This is a genomic window from Methylothermaceae bacteria B42 (assembly GCA_001566965.1).
Classification (GTDB): domain Bacteria; phylum Pseudomonadota; class Gammaproteobacteria; order Methylococcales; family Methylothermaceae; genus Methylohalobius.
On the sequence record LSNW01000034.1, the window covers coordinates 1 to 25632 of the forward strand.

General features: G+C 51.1%; 18 protein-coding genes and 1 pseudogene. 15 read left to right on the forward strand and 4 right to left on the reverse strand.

The window, feature by feature from the left end; genetic code table 11:
• Positions 1-323: 323 nt before the first annotated feature.
• The gene (locus AXA67_01060) at positions 324-1067 is read right to left on the reverse strand and encodes a hypothetical protein (GenBank protein ID KXJ39561.1); all 744 of its coding nucleotides are present in this window, start codon (positions 1065-1067) and stop codon (positions 324-326) included.
• Positions 1068-1244: 177 nt separating this feature from the next.
• Between AXA67_01060 and AXA67_01065 the strand changes: the two genes are divergently transcribed.
• From AXA67_01065 to AXA67_01085, 5 genes and pseudogenes are all read left to right on the forward strand, one after another.
• Positions 1245-1445, forward strand: a complete 201-nt coding sequence (locus AXA67_01065; GenBank protein KXJ39562.1) for a hypothetical protein — start codon at positions 1245-1247, stop codon at positions 1443-1445.
• 12 nt (positions 1446-1457) lie between these two features.
• Positions 1458-4325 (forward strand): formate dehydrogenase, encoded by a 2868-nt coding sequence (locus AXA67_01070; GenBank protein KXJ39563.1) that lies wholly within the window; start codon positions 1458-1460, stop codon positions 4323-4325.
• A 2-nt stretch (positions 4326-4327) separates the two neighbouring features.
• Positions 4328-4942 carry a formate dehydrogenase gene (locus AXA67_01075; protein KXJ39600.1) on the forward strand — a complete coding sequence of 205 codons (615 nt, stop codon included), beginning with the start codon at positions 4328-4330 and terminating at the stop codon, positions 4940-4942.
• Positions 4939-5121, forward strand: a complete 183-nt coding sequence (locus tag AXA67_01080) for a hypothetical protein (protein ID KXJ39564.1) — start codon at positions 4939-4941, stop codon at positions 5119-5121. The genes AXA67_01075 and AXA67_01080 overlap by 4 nt, the downstream gene beginning before the upstream one ends.
• A 23-nt stretch (positions 5122-5144) precedes the next feature.
• Positions 5145-6092 (forward strand): annotated as a pseudogene (locus AXA67_01085) (hypothetical protein).
• Positions 6093-6281: 189 nt separating this feature from the next.
• Here the strand turns inward: AXA67_01085 and AXA67_01090 are convergent.
• Entirely contained in the window at positions 6282-10082 is a 3801-nt protein-coding gene (locus AXA67_01090; GenBank protein KXJ39565.1) for a hypothetical protein, read from the reverse strand.
• A gap of 290 nt (positions 10083-10372) precedes the next feature.
• On the opposite strand from AXA67_01090, the gene AXA67_01095 reads away from it, so the two are divergent.
• The 5 genes from AXA67_01095 (at position 10373) to AXA67_01115 (ending at position 15238) form a co-directional block, all read left to right on the forward strand.
• Entirely contained in the window at positions 10373-11086 is a 714-nt protein-coding gene (locus tag AXA67_01095) for a transcriptional regulator PhoU (protein ID KXJ39566.1), read from the forward strand.
• Positions 11087-11145: 59 nt separating this feature from the next.
• On the forward strand, positions 11146-13443 hold the full coding sequence (locus AXA67_01100; protein KXJ39567.1) for an outer membrane protein assembly factor BamA: 2298 nt from the start codon (positions 11146-11148) through the stop codon (positions 13441-13443).
• A gap of 23 nt (positions 13444-13466) precedes the next feature.
• Positions 13467-13967 (forward strand): hypothetical protein, encoded by a 501-nt coding sequence (locus tag AXA67_01105; GenBank protein KXJ39568.1) that lies wholly within the window; start codon positions 13467-13469, stop codon positions 13965-13967.
• Between the two features lie 78 nt (positions 13968-14045).
• Entirely contained in the window at positions 14046-14471 is a 426-nt protein-coding gene (locus tag AXA67_01110) for a 3-hydroxyacyl-[acyl-carrier-protein] dehydratase FabZ (GenBank protein ID KXJ39569.1), read from the forward strand.
• Positions 14468-15238 carry an acyl-[acyl-carrier-protein]--UDP-N-acetylglucosamine O-acyltransferase gene (locus AXA67_01115; GenBank protein ID KXJ39601.1) on the forward strand — a complete coding sequence of 257 codons (771 nt, stop codon included), beginning with the start codon at positions 14468-14470 and terminating at the stop codon, positions 15236-15238. The genes AXA67_01110 and AXA67_01115 overlap by 4 nt, the downstream gene beginning before the upstream one ends.
• Before the next feature lie 529 nt (positions 15239-15767).
• Here the strand turns inward: AXA67_01115 and AXA67_01120 are convergent.
• Positions 15768-18311, reverse strand: a complete 2544-nt coding sequence (locus tag AXA67_01120; protein ID KXJ39570.1) for a hypothetical protein — start codon at positions 18309-18311, stop codon at positions 15768-15770.
• 295 nt (positions 18312-18606) lie between these two features.
• Here AXA67_01120 and AXA67_01125 point away from each other — a divergent pair, with 295 nt between their 5' ends.
• Positions 18607-22092 carry a DNA polymerase III subunit alpha gene (locus AXA67_01125; protein KXJ39571.1) on the forward strand — a complete coding sequence of 1162 codons (3486 nt, stop codon included), beginning with the start codon at positions 18607-18609 and terminating at the stop codon, positions 22090-22092.
• On the opposite strand, the gene AXA67_01130 is transcribed toward AXA67_01125, so the two are convergent.
• Positions 22086-22442: a hypothetical protein gene (locus AXA67_01130; GenBank protein KXJ39572.1), complete on the reverse strand. Its 357-nt coding sequence runs from the start codon at positions 22440-22442 to the stop codon at positions 22086-22088. The genes AXA67_01125 and AXA67_01130 overlap by 7 nt on opposite strands.
• 279 nt (positions 22443-22721) lie before the next feature.
• On the opposite strand from AXA67_01130, the gene AXA67_01135 reads away from it, so the two are divergent.
• The 4 genes from AXA67_01135 to AXA67_01150 all read left to right on the forward strand — a co-directional run bounded on the left by AXA67_01135 (position 22722) and on the right by AXA67_01150 (position 25626).
• The gene (locus AXA67_01135) at positions 22722-23012 is read left to right on the forward strand and encodes a co-chaperone GroES (GenBank protein ID KXJ39573.1); all 291 of its coding nucleotides are present in this window, start codon (positions 22722-22724) and stop codon (positions 23010-23012) included.
• A gap of 28 nt (positions 23013-23040) precedes the next feature.
• Complete coding sequence (groEL, locus tag AXA67_01140; GenBank protein ID KXJ39574.1) at positions 23041-24663, forward strand: molecular chaperone GroEL; 1623 nt, start codon at positions 23041-23043, stop codon at positions 24661-24663.
• A gap of 43 nt (positions 24664-24706) precedes the next feature.
• On the forward strand, positions 24707-24901 hold the full coding sequence (locus AXA67_01145) for a hypothetical protein (protein ID KXJ39575.1): 195 nt from the start codon (positions 24707-24709) through the stop codon (positions 24899-24901).
• Between the two features lie 110 nt (positions 24902-25011).
• Positions 25012-25626, forward strand: a complete 615-nt coding sequence (locus tag AXA67_01150) for a hypothetical protein (GenBank protein KXJ39576.1) — start codon at positions 25012-25014, stop codon at positions 25624-25626.
• Positions 25627-25632 lie beyond the last annotated feature (6 nt).

Genomic DNA, 25632 nt, shown 5'->3' on the forward strand with positions numbered 1-25632 from the left:
ATCATGAACGCCATGATTAAAAATAACACCCCTTGGACGCCAAAAATGGCTTGACAGGGAACACGGTTGCTCTCCCTGTGGGAGAGGGGAGTAATGTTTGGTTTTCCGCCACTTCTGTCGTTGGGCGGAGAACAACCCGCATCCCCCTTCCTCGCCGGCACGGCAGGGTCAGATAATCCACCCTTGCCCCCTCCCCCGCTTGCGGGGGAGGGCCGGGGAGGGGGAGGATAATGCGGAATGATCGTGCGTAACATCAGATAGTCAGTTAACAGTGGTTGATAGTGCCCCTTTTGCGTTGGAAACTCTGCAAATGCGGGTTCTTCCTAACCTTTTTCCCCCGGCAAAATTCTCCCAGCCGCGTAAGCCTGGTCGATGACCCGATCCGCCAGCCGTGAGAATGGCAGGCTTTGAATCCAGACGCTGCCGGTGCCCGAGAGAGTGGCGAGGAAAATGCCTTCGCCGCCGAACAGCATACTCCTGAGTCCGCCGGAAAGGGCAATGCGGTAATCGATATCTGCGGTAAATGCCACCAGGCAGCCGGTGTCGAGACGCAGGGTTTCATCTGCCAGATCCTTGCGAATGACAGTACCGCCGGCATGGAGAAAGGCCATGCCATCGCCGCTTAATCTTTGGAGTATGAATCCCTCGCCGCCAAAAAAGCCGGTTCCCAGCCGTTTTTGAAAGACCACATCCACATCGGTTCCCAGCGCCGCCACCAGGAAAGCATCGTGCTGGCAAATGACTTCGTTGCCGTATTCAGCCAGGTTCAAAGGGATAATGGAGCCAGGGTAGGGGGCGGCAAAGGCGACTCTGCGGGGATGACTGCCTTTATTGGTGAAGTGGGTGAAAAATAAAGATTCTCCGGTCAGCAGGCGTTTTCCCGCTTTCCATAATTTTCCCATGATACCCTCGGAACCGTCTCCCATCCGGGTTTCAAAGGCGATATCCTGTTCCATGTAGGTCATGGTGCCAGCCTCGGCAATGACGGTCTCGCCAGGGTCCAAGGTGACTTCCACCATTTGCAGGTCATGGCCGATAATTTGGTAATCCACTTCATGGGATTGCATTATTGTCTGTCCTTCTCCTCTCGCAGGTTTGATGGCGAATTTCAATAGCTAAAAACATAACCCAAGGTAATGTTCCTATTGAAAGCTGCTCTAATGACATAACTACTAATATACCATTGACCTTGGCCATGCATTAGCGCTTTAATTGTCAAAAGCGTCAAGATGGGGGAGGAAACAATGGCTGATTTAAATCCAGAAAAAGTAAACCGCCGGGGTTTTTTCCGGCGTTTGGCGGGTTTGACGGTGGGGGGCGTTGGTTTAACGGCGTTGGCGGGGAAGGCTGAACCAAGCAACACACCGCCTTTGCTGGAGAAAAAAAAGCAGGGTTACCAAGCCACTGAACATATCAAGAAATACTACGATACCGCCCGAGATTAGGAGAGAGTGAGCATGAAACTGAGACGGGTGGATCCCACAGAAACCGAAGACAGCGGCATTGACCGGCGCACCTTCCTTTACCAAACCGCGGTAGCTACCACCGGCGCGACCCTGGCTGGCGCGCTGCCCTTGAGATTCATGCGCAAGGTGGAGGCTCACGAGGGCCATCATCACGGTCCCGATGATTACCGTCAGGTGCGCACCATTTGCACCCATTGTTCGGTGGGGTGCGGGATTATCGCGGAGGTCAAAAACGGGGTCTGGATTGGTCAGGAACCGGCCTTCGATCACCCCATCAACCTGGGGGCTCATTGCGCCAAGGGGGCGTCGGTGCGCGAACACGGCCACGGGGAAAAGCGCCTGAAATATCCCCTGAAAAAGATTAATGGCGAGTGGCGCCGGATAACCTGGGAACAGGCTATCGAAGAAATCGGCGACAAGCTCCTTAAAATCCGCGAAGAATCGGGGCCGGATTCAGTGTATTGGCTGGGTTCTTCCAAACACAATAACGAGCAGTCTTATCTGCTGCGCAAGTTTGTCGCCTTGTGGGGTACCAATAATGTGGATCATCAGGCCCGCATTTGCCATTCCACCACCGTGGCCGGGGTAGCCAATACCTGGGGCTACGGGGCGATGACCAATTCTTACAACGATATCCACAACAGCAAGGCCATTTTCATTATCGGCGGCAATCCCGCGGAAGCCCATCCCGTCTCCATGCAGCATATCTTCCGCGCCAAGGAGCGGGGCGCCCGCCTGATTGTGGTGGATCCACGTTTCACCCGCACCGCCGCCCATGCCGATCAGTACGTGAGGATTCGTCCGGGGGCGGATGTGCCTTTCATCTACGGCATTTTGTGGCATATTTTCAAAAACGGCTGGGAAGATGAAACCTTTATCCAGCAGCGGGTTTACGGCATGGAAGCCATCCGCAAGGAAACCGCCAAATGGACGCCGAAAGAGGTGGAAAACGTCACCGGCATTCCGGAAGAGGAGGTGTTTAAAGTTGCCAAGATCCTGGCGGAAAACCGGCCCGGCACGGTGGTATGGTGCATGGGTATCACACAGCATCACCACGGCAACAACCAGACCCGGCTGCTTTGCATTCTGCAGTTGGCTCTGGGCAATATGGGCGTGGCCGGAGGCGGCACCAATATCTTCCGCGGTCACGATAACGTTCAGGGTGCGACAGATCTTGGTCCCAATGCCCATACCCTGCCCGGATATTATGGTTTGAGCGAAGGGGCTTGGCGCCATTGGGCGGCGGTTTGGGGACTAGACTACGACTGGCTTTCCAGCCGTTTTGACCCGGCCGAATACGACGATGGCAATGGCGGCAAGAAACGCACCATGTTCCAGTCCGGCATTCCCGTCTCCCGCTGGATAGACGGGGTGTTGGAGAAGAAGGAAAACCTCTCCCAGCGGGACAACCTGCGCGCCATGATCTTCTGGGGCCACGCCCCCAACAGCCAGACCCGGGGGCCGGAAATGAAGCGGGCCTTCGAAAAGCTGGATTTGCTGGTGGTGATTGATCCCTATCCAACGGTGTCGGCGGTGATGCACGACCGGCAAAACGATACTTACCTGCTACCGGCCTGTACCCAATTTGAAACCTACGGTTCGGTGACCGCTTCCAACCGCTCGGTGCAATGGCGCGACCGGGTGATAGAACCCCTGTTCGACTCCAAGCCCGACCACGTCATCATGTACCGGTTCGCGAAAAAACTGGGGTTTGCCGGCGAATTGACCAAAAACATCCAGGTCAACGGCGATGAACCGTTGATTGAGGATATTCTCCGGGAAATCAACCGGGGCGCTTGGACCATCGGTTACACCGGCCACAGCCCAGAGCGGCTGAAACTCCAGCAACAGAACTGGGCCAGCTTTGATACCACCACCCTCAAGGCGGAAGGCGGCTTTTGTGACGGCGAATATTATGGTCTCCCCTGGCCGTGCTGGGGTAAGCCGGAAATGGGCCATCCAGGCTCGCCCGTTCTTTACGACTTGAGCAAGCCGGTGGCCGAAGGGGGGCTGCCTTTCCGTGCCCGGTTCGGCGTTGAGCATAACGGCATCAGTTTATTGGCGGACAAATCCTACCCCAAGGGTTCTGAAATCCAGGATGGCTACCCCGAATTCGACGATAAACTGTTAAAGAAACTGGGGTGGTGGCATGAATTGACCCCGGAAGAACAAAAGGCCGCCGAGGGAAAAAACTGGAAGACCGATCTTTCCGGCGGCATTCAGCGGGTAGCCATCAAGCACGGCTGCGCCCCATACGGCAACGCCAAGGCCCGCTGTATCGTTTGGATCTTTCCCGATCCGGTTCCGCTGCACCGCGAGCCGCTCTATGCCAAGCGTCGGGACCTGGTGAAAAAATATCCCACCTACCCCGATCGGCAACATTATTTCCGCCTGCCAACCCGTTATGCCTCCATTCAGCAGATTAATTTCAGCAAGGAATTTCCCTTGCAGATGACTTCGGGCCGGTTGGTGGAATATGAAGGCGGTGGCGATGAGACCCGTTCCAACCCTTGGCTGGCGGAGCTCCAGCAGGATATGTTCATTGAACTGCACCCTGCCGATGCCAATAATGCCGGCGTGCGTCACGAAGAGATGGTCTGGGTGGAAGGGCCGGAAGGCGGCCGCATCAAAGTGATGGCTTTCGTGACCCGCCGGGTGCCGCGGGGAACGGTGTTCATGCCGTTCCACTTTGGTGGATGGTGGGAAGGGGTTGACCTCAAGGGGAAATATCCCGAAGGGAGCGAGCCTTATGTCCGGGGGGAATCTTGTAATGTCGTCTTTACTTACGGTTATGACTCGGTCACCATGATGCAGGAAACCAAAATCTCCCTGTGCCGGATCCGGCGGGCGGGGGATTAGTCATGGCACGGATGAAATTTCTTTGCGACGACGAACGCTGCATCGAATGTAACGCTTGTGTCACTGCCTGTAAGAATGAGCACGAGGTGCCTTGGGGCGTCAACCGCCGCCGGGTGGTGACCATCAACGATGGCCAGCCTGGGGAAAAATCCATTTCCGTGGCCTGCATGCATTGCAGCGATCCTCCCTGCGCCGCGGTGTGTCCGGTGGATTGTTTTTATATCACCGATGACGGCCTGGTGCTGCACGACAAGGATATCTGTATCGGCTGCGGCTATTGTTTCTACGCTTGTCCCTTCGGCGCGCCGCAGTTTCCTCAGGATGGCGCGTTTGGAGTGCGGGGCAAGATGGATAAATGCACCTTTTGCGCCGGGGGGCCGGAGGAAGATAATTCGGAAGAGGAATTCGAAAAATACGGACGCAACCGCCTGGCCGAAGGCAAGTTGCCGTTGTGCGCGGAAATGTGTTCCACCAAAGCCTTGTTGGCGGGAGACGGCGATGTCATTGCCGATATCTTCCGCGGCCGCGTGGTCCGCCGCGCCGACCGGGAGGAGGAACCTCCTAAACCAGCCGCCCCTTGGGGATGGGGGAAAGCCTACGGAGACATGTCCTCATGAAACAAGTGGGGTTGATGGTAATGGCAACGTTAGTGCTGATGGGATGCGGTGATCAAGCGCGGGAAATGCTCGATAAAAATCCCGAGTACGCGGGCAAGCGGGACAAGCACGCTAACGTCATCCCAGAAAAGGATAAGGTGCTGCGCCGCCGGGTTCTCATGGGACAAATGGACCGTTAGGGAGAATGACCACGGCGGCAACGATGGCAGCGGCGGATCACAGTAACAAAATCAAATGGCTGGCGGGTTTGCTTGCCCTGCTGCTGATTGGTGGGGCCGTTTGGGCTGCAAATGAGTTTGCTTTTCAAATCTCCCGTGCAGATTTGTGGCGGATGGTGCGGGAAGGGGTGGCAGGCTATAGCGCCGTCAAAGGCCAGGAAACGGGGGAGTTGATCCAGGCTTCGGGAGAAATCTGGCGCCGGTGGCGCAACGGGCCATTATTCAGCGGGGGCGCCATAGCACTGGGGGCAACCTTGGCCTTGTTGGCTTTGTTTTATCTTCTCCGCGGCCAAGTCAAGTTGGAAAAACCACGTACCGGCATCAAGATTCCACGCTGGAATCTAGGGGAGCGGGTACTCCATTGGTTTGTGGCGGTTTTGTTCATCCTCCTGACGGTGACGGGTTTGACGTTACTTTATGGCAAAGCCGTACTGTTGCCTTGGCTGGACAAGGCGCAGTTTGCGCATTGGGCTCAGTGGGCCAAGTGGCTGCACAATCTCTCAGGGCCTTTGTTTATTGCCGGCTTGGTGCCCATGATTTTGATTTGGTTCAAGGATAATCTTTGGCGGCCCGGCATCGATGGGGCCTGGTTCAAGGCCTTGGGCGGATTGGTGGGCCGCGCGCATCCCCCGGCGGGACGGATGAATGCCGGTGAAAAGGGTTGGTTTTGGCTATTGATGACGGTAGGTGGCGTGCTTTCGGTCACAGGGTTGCTGCTGGATTTACCCCTGTTCGGCCTAGAGCGGGAATCCATGCAAATCGCGCATCTCCTGCACGTGGTTTCTGCTTTTTTGGTGATCGTTGGGGCATTGGGACATATCTATATCGGCACCATTGGCACGGAAGGGGCGTTGGAAGGGATGATAACCGGGGAAGTGGATTTATCCTGGGCCCGTCAGCATCATGATTTATGGCTGGAAGAGTTGGAGAAAGCAGGAAAATTCACTTTATTGAAGGGTGAAACCGAAATTCAGCGGCCAGCTTCTTTTTTCAAACCGGAAACTTAGCGCTTGTCTCGATTAGTTGGAGATTTCCTATTAGATTAGAGATGGGTATGTAACTTGCTTACTTCTCTGGATTCCCGCTTTCGCGAGAATGACGCTCGGTTTCCCCCTGAATGGTCACGGTAGAAGTTCCGTCAGCGGAATCGGTTTGGCAATGCCGTAGCCTTGACCATAATCCAGGCCGATTTCCTTGAGCTTCTCCAAAATGGCTTCATTTTCCACATATTCGGCCACGGTTTTCAGCCCCAGGGAATGGCCAATGTCATTCATGGATTTCACAATCACGGCATCGGCGGGGCTGTTGACGATGTCCTTGATGAAGCTGCCGTCAATTTTCAGGTAATCAAAATCCATGTGCTTCAAATAGGCATAAGAAGCATAGCCGGTGCCAAAATCATCCAGGGAAAACTTGCAACCCAGGCGTTTGATGCGGCGTATGAACTTGGCGGCCTGGTGAAAGTTATCCACGGCGGCGGTTTCGGTGATTTCAAAAGTTAATTTTTTTGTCAGGTGATTGTAGCGGTAAAGCAACTTCTCAAGGGCAATCAGGAATTTTTCACTGGTTACTGTCTGGCCGGAAAGATTAATGGAAAACCCGCCAATCTTTTCCAGTTTATCTGGGTTGGTGAGCATCCAGCCCATGGTCTTTTCGATGACCCATTTGTCCAGCTCGGAGGATCGCTTGAAATGTTCGAGGGCGGGAATGAAGCCGTCGGGCGCCAGGAATTTACCTTCCTCGTCATTGGCGCCAATCAGAATTTCGTAATGACCCGGGCTGTCGGGATTGAGCGGGGCGATTTGCTGGCAACGGAGAAACAAGCGGTTTTCCTTGAATAGGCTGTTGAGCTTGCCCGCCCACAATAGAAGTTCTTGCTGCTTTTTGATCTGCGCGTCATCTTCCCGGTAAACTTCAATGGCGTTGCGTCCGCCGTCCTTGGCCTTCATACAAGCGGTATTGGCATTCAAAAGTATGTCTTTAACTACATCCTGCGGTGAAAAGACAACCAGCCCGACATGGGTATCGATGGTGTATTCATGATCACCGCACTTGAATTCAAAGGCGATAATTTCATCCCGGGCTCTGGTTATCACAGGGAGGGCGCTGTCGAGATCATAATCTTCCAAAACCAAACCTATGGTATTTTCCCGTAAACGGGCAATCTTGATGGTTTCGGGAAGGTGGGCATGGAGAATTTTCAGTATATGGGTGAGAAACGACTCTCCCGATGTGGCACCACAGACGGAAGCAATGACTCGAAACAAATCAAATTCCATTTGACACAATATATGCGTGCCACTCCTTCCCCGCGATTTGAGAAGTAATCCTTTGAGGTAGTGGTTGAAATTCTCTGAGTTAAGGAACCCTGTTCTAGCGTCGGGCTTTAGATCTTGCTCGACAATATTGTCATATAACTGGTGCAATATCCGGTCAGAGGCCCGGTCCATCAAGGGAAAGTCCCGGTTATGGGTTCTTTTCGCCCGCCCATCCGCCAGCATTTCCGCCAACTGCTGGCTATTCAGTTCCAACTTTTGGGTATTGGTGGCGTCGATAAAGACAAAAAGCGGGGGAAATTCGCCAATCCATAATAATTTATAGGGACGAACCTCGCCTTGATGTTTTATCTCCAGCCAATCACCAACGGCGACTTCCGTCAGCTCATCCGTTGAGGGCATGGCGATGTAGGCCGCAATGGAAGGATCGGCAAAATGACCTGGATCAAAGGTGACCAGTTTGGGTTGTTTTCTGATCATAGGTTCTCCCGTGCCAATCAAATGGGCAGAGAGTTCGTCCATAATTTCCCGGTGGCGGACAACATCGCCACAAACCCGGGCCAGATCATTATCAATATTTTCCAGCAAAGAGAGAATTTGCCGTTGTGGCAATTGTTTTTCTGAATCCGTGGAAAGCCATGCCAAAAGTTTGTCCAACGCACCCAGCCGGTGTTTCCATAGCTTGCTTTCCCTGCCATGACGCAATAATGTCAGTACCAGAAGATGCTGCCAGCCGGCATCGGAGAGATTGACCAGGATTTCCGGTACTGGTTGACCGGCCAATCTTTTGATAACTTCTTGATATACCTGGCGCTTGGAGAGGGCGATCTTCTGGCGGCCTTCGTAACTATTGATCAGGCGTTGGGTCAAGTGACGCTGTTTTTTTACTAGTGGTGCCAGTAAGCGGCGCAGTCTTGCATTGGTTTTTTCGAGGGTAGACTGGATATCCGAGTCTTTCTGCAAGAGCCGTTTTGAGGCATGTTCCAAAAGCTGGGTGATTTGATTGAATTTGACTGGGTTTTGGGCCAGATACTGATCGAGCCGCCCCAGATAATTGATCATTTCCGTGGCCGGAGAGTTTTCATCTTCCAATAGATCGGGATGGGTCAAGGCAATTTTGACCAGCGGCAGACGCAGCTGGCCTAGCTGGTTCTGAATGGTTTGGCTACGTCCTGCCTCGTCCACCAAAGCCTCGGAAAGCTGACACGATGCCTGGATGAATCCTTTGGCTTGTATGTCCAGATCCGGATTTTCCATGCCATTTTCGGCCGCCATGGCCAGAATTTGTTCTTCGAGCTGTTTCGCATCCCAATCCTGCTGAGCTAATTGTTGCAGTTTGGGTAGGAAATCAACCACTTGCTGAGGAGGGAGAAGTTGTCCGGGAGTGGTATTCGCCCCTTGGCTGCGCTGTACACTTTGTTGCAGTTGATGAGCGAAACTTTGCAGAATGCCCGAAGGCAGGTTCGACAAATTCTGAGAGGACGGTGCCGGTGTTTGCGGAGAAACACCGGGCATCGGGTTTGGGTCTTGGGTTGGAGACTGCGCTTCAGGCGCTGAATCATCGGTGTTTTCTTCGTCCTCTTTATTTTCCCCCTTAGCTGGAGGTTTGGAGGCGGTATTTTTAGCCGGCTTTTCAACAGGCGGCAGTTCATCCAGCGGAATGCCGAAGTTTTTTGCAAAAGCGTTAAGGGTATCTGTATAGGGTTGAAACAGAAGTTCGCTATAAGTGCGATAAATGACTTTTCTAACATTTTTATCCTGAATTTCCACCGACTCCAAGGCTTTGCGCAGGCACTCGAGCAGTGCCGTCGGTATCAAGGGGGCTCTGGCGCTATCCAGGCTGCGCTGGGTAGCAGCGGCGAAAATATAATCCAGCTTGCGTAAAACCTGTTGGTAATGGCTTTCTATGGGAGCGGCGCTTTCCGATAAATTTAACCAATCCTCAAAATTATTTTGATCAATCAGGCTTAATGAATAACCGGACGGAGCACTTTTATTGTTGGCATAAAACTTCAAAGAAAAAAATTCTTCAACCTTTTCCTCAAAAGCTCGCGTGAACTGTTGTTGAATTGTTTCTGAATGTTGCTTGCAAAGAGCGCTGGCATCGATGTAGGCGATTTTTTCCGTGTTATTTTCCGCCATATCAGATGCATCAAGCAGTTGTGCTTCTATGCCTTCCATCAGGCGTCGGGCTGTATTTTGGATTAACCCTTTTCCTGTGGAGAGGCAGAAATCCCTGAGGGTTTGGCTGTCCGGTATTTCCCCTGTTTTGGGAACGGGGCGTTGGGTGGCTTGAGCCAACTCATGAAATGCTTCAAACAGGGATTCTGATAACTCCTCAAGAAAGGCAATGCCCACGCCATTATCAGTGGCTCGTACTATCCGGGCCTCCAGGGTATGAACCTCTTGTCCCTGTTCGGATAGTGAAAATACTAGTTTCAAAGGAGTACCGCGTGGCGGGGTCGGGGACAGGGAATGTTGCAGCTGGCAGAAAACCCCGCCTTGGCAAAAGTTGCGAATCACGCAGGGCAAGGACAGCACTTCAGAAAATTGCAATGAAGCCTGTAATTCGATGGGATGCCGGGGATACCGCCTTCGATCCTGATTTTCCGCTTGTGACTGATCTGATTGGAGTTGGGTGGTCATTGACAAGAGTAATGATTGTTAACGAAGGCTTGTATCAAATAGGCAAAATGTTGAAATATCAGGGTATTACCTTATGTCAATGAAAGTACCAGTGATACAGATTGGCCCATGTCCCTTGCTATTTCAGGTAAATAGAAAGCTATACAGATAAATTTAGTAGATTTTGGTAATTTTGCCTTAGCTGAAATTGCCCTGTAAGGGTAATGCTACGTCCATCACAATTGAGAAACCCTACCGTTCAGCATACAATGGGCAGATTTTAAGAAAGGCAGGATCAGGGAGATTTCACGATGACTGAAGAGAGTCTGCATCCCCATATTTCCAAACAGTTTGACCAAGAGCTGGAAGACCTCCGCAATCGGGTGCTGGTGATGGGGGGAATGGTGGAAGAGCAAGTGGGAAACGCCATTCAAGCATTGTTGGAGAACGATGTAGTGCTTGCCGAGCAGGTGATTGCCAACGATTACAACGTCAATGCCATGGAAGTGGAAATCGATGAAGAATGCACCCAGATTATTGCCCGCCGCCAACCGGCCGCCCGGGATCTGCGTTTGGTGCTGGCAGTCATTAAGATGATTGCCGATCTCGAGCGCATCGGCGACGAGGCTCGCCGCATTGCCCGTCAGGCATTGGATTTAAACGCCCACTATCCCAAGAAAAATCAGCTCAGTGAATTGGAGCAACTGGCCAGGCACGTCAAAACCATGCTCCACGATGCCCTGGATGTTTTCGCGCGGATGGATGTGGAACACGCGCTGAAAGTGGTGGAGCAGGACGAGCAAGTGGACAAGGAATATGAAAGCATTCTACGCCAACAGATCACTTACATGATGGAAGATGCCCGCAGCATCCCCGTCGCCCTGGATATTATGTGGTCGGCGAGGGCCTTGGAGAGGATTGGCGACCGTAGCTGTAATATTTGCGAATACGTGATTTATTACGTGAAGGGCAAAGACGTTCGCCACATCAGCTTGGAACAGTTGGAAAAGAAAGTCAGAGAATAAAAATAACTTAAGTCTTCCTCCTCTTTACTCTCTATTCGAGGGGATCCTACCGGAGTCCAATGAAATTCCTCAATTGTTTAGTGTTGCTTGCCTTTCTGTGGGTTCGTATCGTCTTGGCGGATGAACCGTTTGTCATCGAAGACATCCAGGTACAAGGCTTGCAAAGGGTGACCGCGGGTACCGTTTTCAATTATTTGCCTATCAAGCCGGGTGAACGCTTTGATCGTCGGGTGGCCGCCCAGATAATTCGTCAGCTGTATAAAACCGGTTTGTTCAAGGATGTTAAATTGCTGAGGGAAGGCAATGTTTTGATTGTCGATGTGGTGGAACGGCCCGCCATTGCGGCGATTAAAATTATCGGCAATAAGGATATTAAGACCGATGATTTAAAGAAAGGCTTGAAAAGTGTCGGCCTTTCCGAAGGCAATGTCTTCAACCGCAAGTTGCTGGAAAAAGTGGAAAATGAGCTGCGGCGGCAATATTACAGCCATGGCAAATATGGGGTAGAGATCAAGACGGAAGTGACGCCGATTACTCATAACCGGGTAGCTATTTTGATAAAAATAGCAGAAGGTAAGGCCGCCAAAATCAAGCAAATTAACATTGTGGGCAACCGGGCTTTCAGCGACAAGGAATTGCTGAAGGTTTTTGAGTTGGGTACGACGGGTTGGTTGTCTTTTTATACCAAAAATGACCAATATGCCAAGCAAAAACTGGCGGCGGATCTGGAGCGTTTGCGTTCCTTTTATATGGATCAGGGCTACGTGAAATTTGACGTAAAATCGACCCAGGTTTCCATCACGCCGGATAAAAAGGATATCTATATCACCATCAACGTGGATGAAGGCGATGTCTATACCGTGGAAGAGGTGAAACTGACGGGGAAATTGATTGTGCCGTCTGAAGAGTTGATTTCCCTATTTAAGATCGGACCTGGCGAAAGGTTCTCACGCAAGCGGGCCACGGATACTTCCCAGGCAATCAGTGAAAGGTTGGGTGATGAAGGGTTCATGTTTGCCAATGTCAATATGGTGCCGGAAATCGACGACGAAACCAAAACCGTCAAATTGACTTTTTTTGTCGATCCAGGCCGACGGATCTATGTTCGCCGAATCCATATCAAAGGCAATACCCGCACCCAGGATGAAGTGATCCGCCGGGAAATGCGACAGATGGAAGCGGCGGTAGCGGCCACTTCCAAAATCCAGCGATCCAAAACCCGCCTGGAAAGATTGGGATATTTTAAATCAGTCAATGTGGAAACGCCCACGGTGGCAGGTACCCTGGATCAAGTTGATGTTAATTATACGGTGGAAGAAAAACCTTCCGGAAACCTCACCGCAGGGTTGGGGTTTTCTCAGGTACAAGGCTTGATCTTCAATGCCAGCGTGACGCAAGACAATTTCCTGGGGACCGGAAAAAGAATCAGCTTTAATTTCAACAATAGCCGGGTTTCCACCATTTACCGGGTGGCCTATTTCAATCCTTACTTTACCCTGGATGGGATCAGTGCCGGTTTTGATATCAGTTACCGCAAAACCGATGCCAGTCAAGCCAACGTGGCCAGGTATACTACCGATACGTTAACGGGGGGACTGAGTTCAGGCATTCCTTTAAGCGAATATGACCGTTTTCAAATGAATCTGGATTTTGAGCGGACCAAATTAAAAACTTCCAAAAATACCTCCGACCAAATTATCGATTTTGTCAAACAAAATGGCAAGATTTACAATGTCTTATCCATGTCTTTTGGTTGGGTGCACGATAACTTGAATCGGGCGGTTTTCCCCACCAAAGGCGGCAGGCAAACGCTGACTGCGTCCGCTTCGGCCCCCATAGGCGATTTGAGCTTCTATAAGCTTCGCTACAAGTTCCAGCATTATGTCCCGTTGGCTAAGGATCTGGTGTTTGCTCTAAAGTGGGATATTGGCTATGGTGACGGCTATGGCAGTACCAAAACGCTTCCATTCTTTGAGCATTTTTTCGCGGGCGGTGTTCAATCGGTTCGAGGATTCAGGCAAAATACCCTGGGTCCTAGGGATTCCCGTAATGACCCGTTCGGTGGAACAACTAAGCTGGTGGCCAGCGCGGAATTATTTTTCCCCGTGCCGTTTCTGGATGAAGAGCTGCAATCTTCTTTCCGGCTTGGGGTGTTTTTTGACGCCGGTAATGTATTTAACGACTTTGGAGCCAAAAAAGATAAACCAGATATAGGAGAGCTTCGTTATTCGGCGGGCATTTCCGCGCAATGGCTATCCCCTTTTGGACCATTGTCTGTGAGTTTGGCGCAGCCCCTCAATGCCCAGGGGAATGACAAGGTGCAAAAATTCCAGTTTTCTTTTGGATCTGGTTTTTAATTGTAATTAGGAGTTTGAATTTCATGTTGAATGTTATAAAAAGTTGTGTCGCTATAATCGCAATATGGGTGATTGCTGCTCCCAGTTGGGCGGAGGAGATCAAAATTGGCTTTGTGAACGTGGCGCGGGTGTTGGAGAAAGCACCTCAGGCCGCAAAGGCCAAGAAAAAGCTGGAACAGGAATTTTCTCCTAGAGACAAGAAGTTGGTGGCGCAACAAAAAGAGCTGAAAAAATTGGAGGAAAAACTAGCCAGGGATGCGGCGGTTATGAGTGAGTCGGAAAGGCGCAAAATCGAACGGGAAATTCTTTCCAAGCGTCGTGAACTGCAAAGGGCCCAGGAAGAGTTTCGCGAAGATTTCAATATTCGCCGTAACGAAGAACTGGCCAAGCTGCAAAAACAGGTCTTTGAAGCCATTAAAGCTTTGGCCAAGGAAGAAAAATATGATTTGCTTTTAACCGATGGCGTCGTTTACGCCAGTGACAAAGTGGACGTGACGGAAAAGGTACAAAAGAAACTTCAATGACAGATTAGTGTATAGACATATCATTTTGTAATTATCAAGATTTCGAAAAGGACAGGGCTTTTGGATATACAAAAAATCATGAAATTTTTACCCCACCGCTACCCCTTTCTATTGGTGGATAAGGTTATAGAGTGTATTCCAGGGGAGCGCTTGGTGGCGATAAAAAACGTGTCTTACAACGAGCCTTATTTTCAAGGCCACTTCCCAGACCAGCCAATCATGCCCGGTGTCCTGATTATGGAAGCGTTGGCGCAGGCCACAGGCCTGTTGGCTTCTGAAAGCGCCCCTGAGGCGCTTGGGGAGAAAGAGATGATTTATTACCTGGTGGGTCTCGACAAGGCGCGCTTCAAGCGCCCTGTTTCTCCTGGGGATCAGCTTCGCCTGGAAGTGAAATACCTACGCCATAAACGCAATATTTGGGCATTTTCCTGTCAGGCGGACGTGGATGGAGAATTTGTAGCCAGCGCAGAAATCATGTGTGCGGCGGCAGAGCGGGAAGTTTGATTGACCCAACGGCGGTGATTGCCGGGGACTGTGTCCTGGCCAGGGATGTCCAAATAGGCCCTTACACGGTCATAGGCGCCAATGTGGAAATCGGCCCAGGAACCATTATCGGTCCCCATGTGGTTATTCGAGGCCCAACCCGCATCGGTGCTTCAAACCGGATTTTTCAGTTTGCCTCAGTGGGTGAAGATCCCCAGGATAAAAAATACCGAGGTGAAAGGACAACCCTGGAAATTGGGGACTTCAACACCATCCGCGAGTATTGCACTATTCACCGGGGTACGGTTCAGGACCGGGGGAAGACTTCGGTCGGCAGCCACAATCTGCTGATGGCCTATACCCATGTGGCCCATGATTGTGTGATTGGGAATCACGTAGTGATGGCCAATGCGGCCTCTCTTGCCGGTCACGTACATCTTGAGGATCATGTGACATTGGGTGGATTTACCCTGGTTCACCAGTTTTGCCGGATTGGTTGCCATGCTTTTTCAGCCATGGGAAGTCATATCAATAAGGATATTCCGCCTTTTGTCATGGTCGGCGGTCAACCGACCCGGCCCCGTGGGATCAATCAAATCGGATTGGAGCGCAGCGGCATGCCTCCGGATTCCATCCGGGCCATTCGCCAAGCCTACAAATACTTATATAAATCCGAACTGCGCCTGGAAGAAGCTTTGGAACGTATCGAAAACTTGGCGAAAGAGGCGGACGTTATTCGGCCAATGCTTGATTTTTTGCATCATCGAGGCCGCAGCTTGTTGCGATGAAAACATCTTTAACCGCTGGCGTTGATGAGGTTGGCCGGGGGTGTCTAGTGGGGGCAGTAGTTGCCGCCGCAGTCATTCTGCCTGAGGATTGCGCCATCGCCGGGTTGGCGGATTCAAAATCCCTTTCCCCCCAGCAACGGGAACAACTCAGTCAAGAGATTCAATATCACGCGATAGCTTGGGCCACTGGCAGAGCGGAACCTTCAGAAATTGACCACTTTAATATTCTTCAGTGCACACTACTGGCCATGCAAAGAGCCGTAACAGGATTATCTGTCCGGCCCGACCGGGTGCTGGTCGATGGCAGGCACTTGCCTGCGTTGCCCATGCCTGTGGAAGCGGTTATTGGCGGCGATGGCCTTGTTCCTGTCATTTCCGCCGCTTCCATTATTGCCAAAGTAGCGAGGGATAGAGAAATGACTGTGCTGGATCGTTTAGCCTGTGATTATGGTATCTGGCGGCACAAAGGTTATCCCACGCAATTTCACCGTCAGCAACTTCAAAAACAAGGCCCTTCCTTGTGGCACCGCTATTCTTTTGCGCCAGTCAAGCGGGTGGTGGGGCAGTTGAGAAAGGGTTCGGGACGGGCGACGCCATAACCTTGGACATAGTCCACGCCAATTTCCCGCAGGACCGCGACGATGTCATTATTTTCCACAAATTCCGCAATGGTCTTCAGGCCCATGGCGTGGCCGATTTGGTTGATGGATTCCACAAACACCCGGTCCAGTGGATCGGTGGCAATATCTTTGACGAAATACCCGTCAATTTTTAAATAATCCACCGGCAACGACTTCAAATAGGCAAACGAAGACAGGCCGCTGCCAAAGTCGTCCAGGGCAAAACGACATCCCTTGTCTTTAAGGGAGGTAATGAAGTGGACAACTTTTTTCATATTGGCAATGGCGGCGGTTTCTGTAATTTCAAAACAGAGCTTGGTAGCGGGAATTTGAGAGCGTTGGATTTGATCCTGAATATGCTCGAGAAAATCCTCCTGACTCAGGGAGATGCCGGATAAGTTAATACTGTAAACAGGGAGCTGATCAAATTCTTCCGGTTCGAAATTATCAAGGTAACCAAATAGCTCTTTGATGACCCACTGATCAATGGCGCCCATTAAACTATACCTTTCCGCTGCTGGAATGAAGGCGCCTGGGGGTATCAACTGACCCTTCTGATCAAACATGCGAATCAATACCTCAACGTGGGGACTGATGCCTGCCGGGTCGTGGGTATAGGCAATATTCTGCAGAAACAGACAAAAGCGGTTTTCATCCAGGGCTTTTTGGATTTGCGCGGCCCATTGTAAGGTTTCGCGGTGGCTGCTTGAGGCTGGATCGTTGTTTTCAGGATCATGGACAAAGACCCGGTTGCGGCCAGTGTCTTTAGCGACGTAACAAGCCGAATCCGCAGCACTGAGAATTTCTTCGGCGGTACTGGTTTTATTGGTGATCATGGTGAGGCCGATACTCACGCCTATCCGGAAAATATTGTTATGCCAGGCAAAGCGGAAATCTTCCAGGCGCTTTCTGAGTAAATTGGCAATTCGGATGGCGTCTTTTTGCGAGCAGCGGGGCAGGAGAACGCCGAATTCGTCTCCCCCTAAACGGGCCAGAACGTCCTCCTTGCGTAAATCGGTTTTGAGAAGATCTGCCAATTGGCAAAGTAAATTATCGCCAGCGGCGTGACCGCAGGTATCGTTAACCACTTTAAATTGGTCCAGATCGATATAGAGCAGGCTGTGACTATGATGATTCAATTTGGCGTCATCCACCAGTTGTTGCAGACAGCGCTTGAATTCTCGCCGATTGGGCAGCGCGGTGAGCGGGTCATGGCTGGCTTGCCACGCCAGTTGTGCTGAAAGGCGGCGAGTATGGCTCACATCCCTGAACACCAACACCGCGCCCAACTGATTATGGTTGAAATCGAAAACCGGCGCGGCCGAGGCAGTGATGGCGAACTCGTCGCCATTGCGGGAGATCAGAATATAATCTTCATCGTTGGTGATGGTCTCTTTTCGTTGCAGGCAGGCTTGTACCGGGTTGGGCGCGGGATTTCGGCTTTGCTCTTCAATCACGTAGAAGATTTGTTCGATGGGACGCCCCTGGGCTTTTTTTCCGCTCCAGCCGGTCAAGCGTTCCGCCGCGGGGTTCAAGGATAGGATGCGCCCCGTTTCATCGGTGGTGATGACCGCATCGGCGATGGATAATAAAGTGACTTGGGCCCGCTCCTTTTCCTGATGGAGTTGGCTTTCTACCTTTTTCTGGACTGAGATATCCCTCAAGATGGCAAATTGGAGGGGGCTTTTGCCAAATTGGGTGGAATAGAAAGAGATCTCCAAAGGAAACCGGCTGCCGTCCAGGCGAATTCCCTGGGCTTCCAGACTGTATTGGGAAGGCAGCGCTGATAGCGAAAAGGCTTGGTTTTTATCGGATGGTTCAAATAATGATTGGATTGGGCGGTTGATCAATTCTGAGCTGGAACCACCAAACATTTTGCCGGCGGTGTTATTGCTAAGATAGATTGTGCCTTGAGCATCGAACTGGATGAAGCCTTCGTCAATGGTATTTAATATAATTTGATGTTTTTCCGCCATTTCCTTCATGGCTTTTGCCTGGGCGGAAAATTGGCTTTCCCTTTGGGTACTGGCAGTGACGTCTTCCACTTGAATCAAGCACAGGTTGCCCAACTGGGTATGTTCCAACGGTTTGACGGTGATTGATTGGATGATGGGCTTTTGATGTTTATCCATCAAAGGCAAAAGGGGTTGATCCATTGAGGAAGAAATCAGCGATGTCATCTTATGGTTGAGAGCGGTTTTGATGGCGTAGTGCAACCGGCTCCCTTTGAGCGCGGGAAAAAAATCAATAATAGAAAGTCCAATGGCGCTGTCACCATGAATACCGCAGCGCAGGCTCAGCCACTGGTTAAACAGCAAAATCCGTCCCCTTGCATCCAGGACAATCAGGCCAAATTCCACTTGGTCCAGTAGTAACAGGGACAGAAGGCGATCAAAATTTTCCGCTGTTAAGGTAGAAGGTTCGGCGCTGCTGTCACTTTCAAAGGAATCCATGAGCTCTCAGTCGCGTAGCCTGATTAAAGGGTTTTCCAAAAGAGATATCGCTGGCAAGCGGGTTTGCCATTTGGCCCAGGATGAAATTTTCCAAGCGTTAAATGGAAAGGCGATAAAATCATATGGCCAGGCAACTGCTTGGTTAGGATTGGCGTTTTGAATAGTTCAAATTGGTAACCACCAAGCACCGGATTGGTCAGTTTTTGCCAATGCATCAGCGATAAAAAATGTAGATGGTGCGTGAACCTGAGTTAAATCACTTGTTAAGTATAGACACAAACTTGGAATAAAACCGATGGCCTTTGAATTTATTCACCTGCGCCTTCATAGCGAATTTTCCCTGATGGACGGTCTGGTCAAAATCAAACCCTTGATCGCCCGGTGCTCGGCTTTAAACATGCCTGCGGTTGCCGTGACTGATCAAGGCAATTTATTTGCTTTGGTTAAGTTCTATAAAGCAGCGTTGGTTGGAGGCATCAAGCCCATTGCCGGGGCGGATATCTGGGTTAAAAATGGTGAAGATAATAATGCGCCGGACCGGATGACTTTGCTGGTGCAAAATCGCCAAGGCTATCGCAATCTTACTCAGTTGCTTTCTTTGGGCTACCAGCAAGGCCAATATCTTGGGCGGCCGATGCTGAAACCACAATGGATAAAGGATCATAGTCAAGGCCTGATTGCCCTGTCAGGCGCGCGTGAAGGTGAAATTGGCAGGTTGTTGCTGGCAGGCCAGTCAGTGCCCGCCAAAAAACGGTTACAAGAATGGCTGCACTTCTTTGATGACAGATTCTATTTGGAACTGCAACGCACCGGCCGCTCAGGCGAGGGGGAATATCTTGAACAGGCCTTGGATTTGGCGGTGGAAGAAGGGGTGCCGGTAGTAGCAACCAATGATGTACGGTTTTTGGATCAGCATGATTTTGAAGCCCATGAAGCGAGGGTGTGTATCCATGGCGGATGGATATTGGATGATCCCAAGCGCCCCCGGCCTTATAGCGAATCCCAGTATTTGAAAAGCCCGGAGGAAATGCGGGAACTGTTTTCCGACATTCCCGAGGCTTTGGAGAACGCAGTAGAAATCGCCAAACGCTGTAATCTGGAATTAGACTTGGGAAAACCTTGTTTGCCCATTTTCCCGGTGCCTTCCGGCCAGACCATTGAAGCGCACTTTGTCGCCGAAGCTAAAGAAGGGCTGGAGCTGCGTCTGAATGAAAACGCCGTTGCAGCGGAGAACCGGCAAAGTTACTACGAGCGGTTGCAAATGGAACTGGATGTCATTGTGCAAATGGGTTTTCCCGGCTATTTTCTGATTGTGGCCGATTTTATCCGCTGGGCCAAACAGCACGGCATCCCGGTGGGACCGGGGCGGGGTTCCGGGGCCGGATCGTTGGTCGCTTATGCCCTGCAAATCACCGATTTGGATCCCTTGGAATTCGATCTTTTGTTTGAGCGCTTTCTCAACCCGGAACGGGTATCGATGCCCGATTTCGACGTGGATTTTTGCATGGAACGGCGCGATCAAGTCATCGACTATGTGGCCGAGAAATACGGCCGGGATAAAGTTGCGCAAATTATTACTTTCGGCACCTTGGCGGCCAAGGCGGTGGTGCGGGATGTGGGAAGGGTATTGGGCCATCCCTACGGCTTTGTGGACAAATTGGCCAAGCTGATTCCGTTTGAATTGGGCATGACTCTGGAGAAAGCCCTGTCGGAAAGCGAAGATCTCAAACGGGCTTACGATCAAGATGAAGAGGTTCAGGCGCTCATTGATCTTGCCCGTACGCTCGAAGGCGTTGCCCGTAACGCCGGGACCCATGCCGGTGGGGTTGTGATTGCCCCTTCCGCGTTGGTGGATTTTACCCCGCTTTATTGTGAAGAAGGCGAAGCTTCGGTAGTCACCCAATTCGACAAGGACGATGTGGAAGCGGCGGGTCTGGTCAAATTCGACTTTTTGGGGCTCAGAACCCTGACCATCATCGATTGGGCGCTGCAAACCATTAACGCCCGCTTGAAAGAGAAGGGTGAGGCTGCCATCAATATCAACCAGATTCCCAGGAATGACCCTGACACCTTTGCCTTATTAAAAGCTTGCCAGACAACTGCCGTCTTCCAGCTGGAATCCCGGGGGATGAAGGATCTGATCCGGCGCCTGCAACCGGATTGCTTTGAGGATATCATCGCCCTGGTGGCACTGTTCCGGCCAGGGCCGTTGCAATCGGGAATGGTGGATGACTATATCAATGTCAAACACGGCCGGGCTAAGGCGAACTATGCCCATCCATTATTGGAGCCCATACTCAAGCCTACCAATGGCGTTATTCTTTACCAGGAACAGGTGATGCAAATCGCCCGGGACATGGCGGGCTATACCTTGGGCGGCGCGGATTTGTTACGCCGGGCCATGGGTAAGAAAAAGCCGGAAGAAATGGCCAAACAGCGGGCGATTTTCGTCAAGGGTGCGGTCGAGCAGGGTGTTAACGAGGAAACCGCCAGTTATATTTTTGATTTGATGGAAAAGTTCGCCGGTTACGGTTTCAACAAGTCCCACTCGGCCGCCTACGCCTGGGTGTCTTATCAGACCGCATGGTTGAAAGCCCATTATCCGGCGGAATTTATGGCGGCGGTACTGTCTTCCGATATGGACAATACCGATAAGCTGGTAGGCTTTGTGGAAGAATCCCGGGCGCTTAAACTGACCTTGTTGCCGCCGGATATCAATCGTTCTTGTTATCGGTTTACCGCGCTGGAGGATGGTGCCATTCTTTATGGCTTGGGCGCCATCAAGGGGGTGGGCCAGGCGGCCATTGAAATGCTGTTGGCGGAAAGAGAGGCTAACGGTCCTTTCCATGATCTGTATGATTTTTGCCGCCGGATTGATTTGCGAAAGGCCAATCGCCGAGTGTTGGAGGCCTTGATTCGCGCGGGCGCCTTGGATGGATTCAACCAACACAGGGCGCAGTTGTTGGAAGCGCTTCCCCTGGCTATTCAAACTGCGGAACAACACCATCGGAGTGTCTCGCTGGGGCAAAATGATTTGTTTGGATTGCAGCCCCAACAGCCAATGAATGACTGCGCTTCAACAACGCCGAAGTTATCTGTCCCGCCCTGGACGCAGTCCCAACAGTTGGCGGAGGAAAAAGCTGTTCTCGGCATGTATCTCAGCGGTCATCCCCTGGATGAATACCGGCAAGAATTGTCCCAATTCATCAGCGGCGATATCGCCAAACTGAATAAAAAATTCCATGATTCCAGGGCCAAGGATTCCGTTTCGGCGGTGACAGCTGGCTTAGTGGTCGAGTTGAGATCCCGGCAAAGTAAACAAGGCAAAAAAATGTTATTTCTTACCTTGGAAGATGGCAGTGGCCGCCTGGAGACGGCTGTGTTTTCTGAAGTATTAGAGCAGTACCATGACATTATCCACAAAGATGCCGTGTTAGTAGCAGAGGGCGTCATTGCCCGGGATGACTACAGCAATCAACTGCGTTTGGTGGCGGAAAAGTTATACACCGTGGCGCAAGCCCGGGAGAAGTTTGCCAAGGGTTTATGGATTATCTGGCAAGCTTCCGAAAAAGTTTCCAATCCCAAGCCCCAAATGGAACAATTAAAATCCCTGATTCTTTCCCGAAGAGGCTGTTGCCCGGTCTATGTGGATTATCGCAATGGCAAGGCCCAGGCGCGGCTGCGTTTGGGGGAACAGTGGCAAATTCAGCCGGATGATGAATTAATGAATCAGTTGACGGCGAAATTCGGGCCCGGGCGTGTATTTCTACGTTATCACTGACAACGTGGTTTTAAATCGATTACCGTATTTTTTCTCATCGCCTTGCTTGGTGTCTCGGGTGCGGGATTGTCATTCAAAAAACTATCCAGGGCTGCTTTTTGTTGGTGCAGGGAAGTCATCATCCGGTCATAAATTTTTAACAGCGCGCTCATAGGCGTGGCGCTGCGCTTTCTTTCCATATCAATTCGCCATTGTAATTTTTCCAGACGGTGACGTTGCTCGGGAGCGAGCTGTTCAAGGAATTGAGTGATGGTTTCGTGGCGCTTGACTTCAAAGGCTGCGGGATTGGCTTTGGCAAGTTGCTGCCATTCGTCGAAGTCGAAGGAGGTTATGTGAGTTGAATCGTTCATGGCTAAGACCCTGGATATTTAGTTGTGCCTTTGAATTTTTATTTACGCAGAAGTTATGCCGTTTTTTAATATTTATATATTTATCAATAAGTTATATTATGTTTCTGAATTCCAGGGCGGATGCCAGTGATTTATTTGTAAAAAAATATGACAGCCAGCTTTGAGTGCCCAAAAATTTTTACATGCCAGGGGTTGAAAATATTTTTGAAATCACTATATTTTTTAGCAGCCTACATTGGTGAGTGCTAACAATGTTGATTTTCAACGAAAGGAGATGAGATGAAGATTCGTCCTTTACATGATCGCGTCGTAGTCAAACGTTGGGAAGAAGAGAAAACCACGCCATCAGGCATTGTGATCCCAGATACTGCTGCGGAAAAGCCAATCAAGGGAGAAGTGGTGGTCGTAGGTAACGGCAAGTTGCTGGAAAACGGCGAACTTCGTCCCCTGGATGTCAAAGAGGGAGATAAGGTGCTGTTCGGCAAGTATGCCGGTACCGAAGTCAAGATTGATGGCCAAGAATATTTGATCATGAATGAAGACGACATCGTCGGTATTTTTGAGGCTTGATTGGATTGAATAGGAGGGTGTAGTAACCATGGCAGCAAAAGAAATTCTGTTTTCCGAAGATGCAAGACACCGGATGCTTGAAGGTGTCAACGTCTTGGCGGAAGCCGTTAAGCAAACCCTGGGGCCAAAAGGGCGCAATGTGGTTCTGGAGAAAAGCTTCGGCGCGCCTACGGTGACAAAAGACGGTGTTTCTGTGGCCAAAGAAATCGAACTGAAAGACAAATTTATGAATCTGGGCGCGCAGATGGTCAAGGAAGTCGCTTCCAAGACTTCCGATGTGGCCGGTGACGGGACGACCACGGCAACCGTGCTTGCCCAGGCAATTATTCGCGAGGGCATGAAGTCTGTCGCCGCTGGCGCTAGCCCGATGGATATCAAACGGGGGATTGATCAGGCGGTGCATGTCTGCGTGGAAGCTTTGCAAGAACTTTCCAAACCTTGCATGGATAATCAGTCCATTGCCCAGGTTGGCACCATTTCCGCCAACAATGACGAGGAAATCGGCAAGATCATTGCCGAGGCCATGGATAAAGTCGGCAAGGAAGGCGTCATCACCGTGGAAGAGGGTTCTGCCCTCGAGAATGAGTTGGACGTGGTAGAAGGGATGCAGTTTGATCGCGGCTACCTCTCACCCTACTTCATTACCAACCAGGAAACCATGAGCGCGGAACTGGAAGATCCGCTCATTCTTATTCACGATAAGAAAATCTCCAATATCCGCGATCTCTTGCCGATTTTGGAAAAAGCAGCCAAAGCGGGGAAGCCCCTGTTGATTATCGCCGAAGAGGTGGAAGGGGAAGCGTTGGCGACTCTGGTGGTGAACAATATGCGCGGTATCCTTAAAGCCTGCGCTGTCAAAGCGCCAGGTTTTGGCGACCGGCGCAAAGCCATGCTGCAAGATATCGCCGTTCTCACCGGCGGCAAGGTGATTTCCGAAGAAGTCGGCCTGAGTCTGGAAAAAGCCGAGTTGGAAGATTTAGGCCGGGCGAGAAAGGTCCGGGTGGACAAGGAAAATACCACTATCGTGGATGGTGCGGGCGATAAAGAAGCCATTGAAGCGCGCATCAAGCAAATCCGCGCCGAAATTGAAGAAAGCACTTCCGATTATGACCGCGAGAAGCTGCAAGAGCGCTTGGCCAAACTGGCTGGTGGCGTGGCCGTGATTAAAGTCGGCGCCGCCACGGAAGTGGAAATGAAGGAAAAGAAAGCCCGGGTGGAAGACGCCCTGCATGCGACCCGCGCGGCGGTGGAAGAAGGTATCGTCCCCGGCGGTGGTGTGGCGTTGATTCGGGTGCAAGGCAAACTCCAGGGCCTGGAAGGCAAGAATCACGACCAAACCGTCGGGATTAATATTCTGCGCAGGGCCATTGAAGAGCCCTTGCGCCAGATTGTCAGAAACGCCGGGGAAGAATCTTCGGTCGTGGTGCACAAGGTCCAAGAGGGTAGCGGCAATTTTGGTTATAACGCCGCAACGGGCGAGTATGGCGACATGATTGAAATGGGTATTCTCGACCCCACCAAAGTGACCCGTTCCGCCTTGCAAAATGCCGCTTCCGTGGCAGGGCTCATGCTCACGACAGAAGCCATGGTGGCTGAGTTGCCCAAAGAAGAGAAGGCGCCAGCATCTCCAGGCATGGATGAAATGATGTAAATCCAGCCAAACCTGATTGGCTGTCAATAACGTAGCCCCGCCAATGGCGGGGCTTTTTTATAACCAAAATTCTGCAAGTGTTTCGGCATTCGGCTGCCAAATCAAGTTTTTATGCTGCGTTGGCTGCGCCAATTTTGTGCTCGAAGTAGCGCTGCCACGCCTGCGCGAAAATTGGCATGCCGCCTTGCCTAAAGCCTTGCTTGACACCCTCGGTGCTCGAATCACTTGCAAAATTTAGGTGGAAAACTGTTTATTAAACATTGATTATTGGCAGTAAACAAGCCGTTTCTTGGCAAAAATGCTAGTGCTATACTCAAAGACAAGGTTGGTTTTGAAGAGGTAGCATTGATGAAAAACGAACAAGTCATCCCCCAGGTGAATATCCAAGAATATTTCAGGGAAGTGGTTGCCAGCGCATTGGCGAATCAAAAAAAGGAAGCCGACGAAGAAACGGTTTTTTACGTGGTCAATCTGCTGGCTTATTTTATCCGTACCGAGCGCCTGTTTATTGATACCGAAGAAGGTGTGATGTTGCAGCCATTGGCGCAGATTTATGCCGAGGCAGTCAATGCGGCTTCCACCGAGGAGCAAAGCCGCAGTCTGCAACGATTGGGGGACGTGGCGTTATTAATCGCCGGGGTTTTTTCCGATAGTCTGAATCGAAAATTAGTGGATGTGGATTATTACATCGCCATGGGAGGTAGCGCATATGGCCACCTTGCCGATTTGATTAAAGATTCTTTCCGGGGCAGGGCCTTGGGGGGGATATTTTCCGAGCTTTCGCATAAATTCGGAGATTTTGTCGAAGTACTGGGAGAAGTGAGTGAACGGGCCCATTTAACCTCATCCAGCGACGTGATGCGTTTGTATGAGGTTTGGTTGCGTACCGGCAGTAAAAGGGCGGAGGCGCGTTTGCGCCGCTTGGGGATTGATCCCATCCCTGGGTTGATCCACCAACATTAAAATCCT

Coding starts and splice junctions, on each gene's coding strand:
- AXA67_01130 (KXJ39572.1), bottom strand. CDS start 22,442: ATGAACGATTCAACTCACATAACCTCCTTCGACTTCGACGAATGGCAG.
- AXA67_01105 (KXJ39568.1), top strand. CDS start 13,467: ATGTTGAATGTTATAAAAAGTTGTGTCGCTATAATCGCAATATGGGTG.
- AXA67_01080 (KXJ39564.1), top strand. CDS start 4,939: ATGAAACAAGTGGGGTTGATGGTAATGGCAACGTTAGTGCTGATGGGA.
- AXA67_01120 (KXJ39570.1), bottom strand. CDS start 18,311: ATGGATTCCTTTGAAAGTGACAGCAGCGCCGAACCTTCTACCTTAACA.
- AXA67_01095 (KXJ39566.1), top strand. CDS start 10,373: ATGACTGAAGAGAGTCTGCATCCCCATATTTCCAAACAGTTTGACCAA.
- AXA67_01145 (KXJ39575.1), top strand. CDS start 24,707: ATGGCGGGGCTTTTTTATAACCAAAATTCTGCAAGTGTTTCGGCATTC.
- AXA67_01060 (KXJ39561.1), bottom strand. CDS start 1,067: ATGCAATCCCATGAAGTGGATTACCAAATTATCGGCCATGACCTGCAA.
- AXA67_01110 (KXJ39569.1), top strand. CDS start 14,046: ATGAAATTTTTACCCCACCGCTACCCCTTTCTATTGGTGGATAAGGTT.
- AXA67_01075 (KXJ39600.1), top strand. CDS start 4,328: ATGGCACGGATGAAATTTCTTTGCGACGACGAACGCTGCATCGAATGT.
- AXA67_01125 (KXJ39571.1), top strand. CDS start 18,607: ATGGCCTTTGAATTTATTCACCTGCGCCTTCATAGCGAATTTTCCCTG.
- AXA67_01070 (KXJ39563.1), top strand. CDS start 1,458: ATGAAACTGAGACGGGTGGATCCCACAGAAACCGAAGACAGCGGCATT.
- AXA67_01065 (KXJ39562.1), top strand. CDS start 1,245: ATGGCTGATTTAAATCCAGAAAAAGTAAACCGCCGGGGTTTTTTCCGG.
- AXA67_01090 (KXJ39565.1), bottom strand. CDS start 10,082: ATGACCACCCAACTCCAATCAGATCAGTCACAAGCGGAAAATCAGGAT.
- groEL (KXJ39574.1), top strand. CDS start 23,041: ATGGCAGCAAAAGAAATTCTGTTTTCCGAAGATGCAAGACACCGGATG.
- AXA67_01150 (KXJ39576.1), top strand. CDS start 25,012: ATGAAAAACGAACAAGTCATCCCCCAGGTGAATATCCAAGAATATTTC.
- AXA67_01135 (KXJ39573.1), top strand. CDS start 22,722: ATGAAGATTCGTCCTTTACATGATCGCGTCGTAGTCAAACGTTGGGAA.
- AXA67_01100 (KXJ39567.1), top strand. CDS start 11,146: ATGAAATTCCTCAATTGTTTAGTGTTGCTTGCCTTTCTGTGGGTTCGT.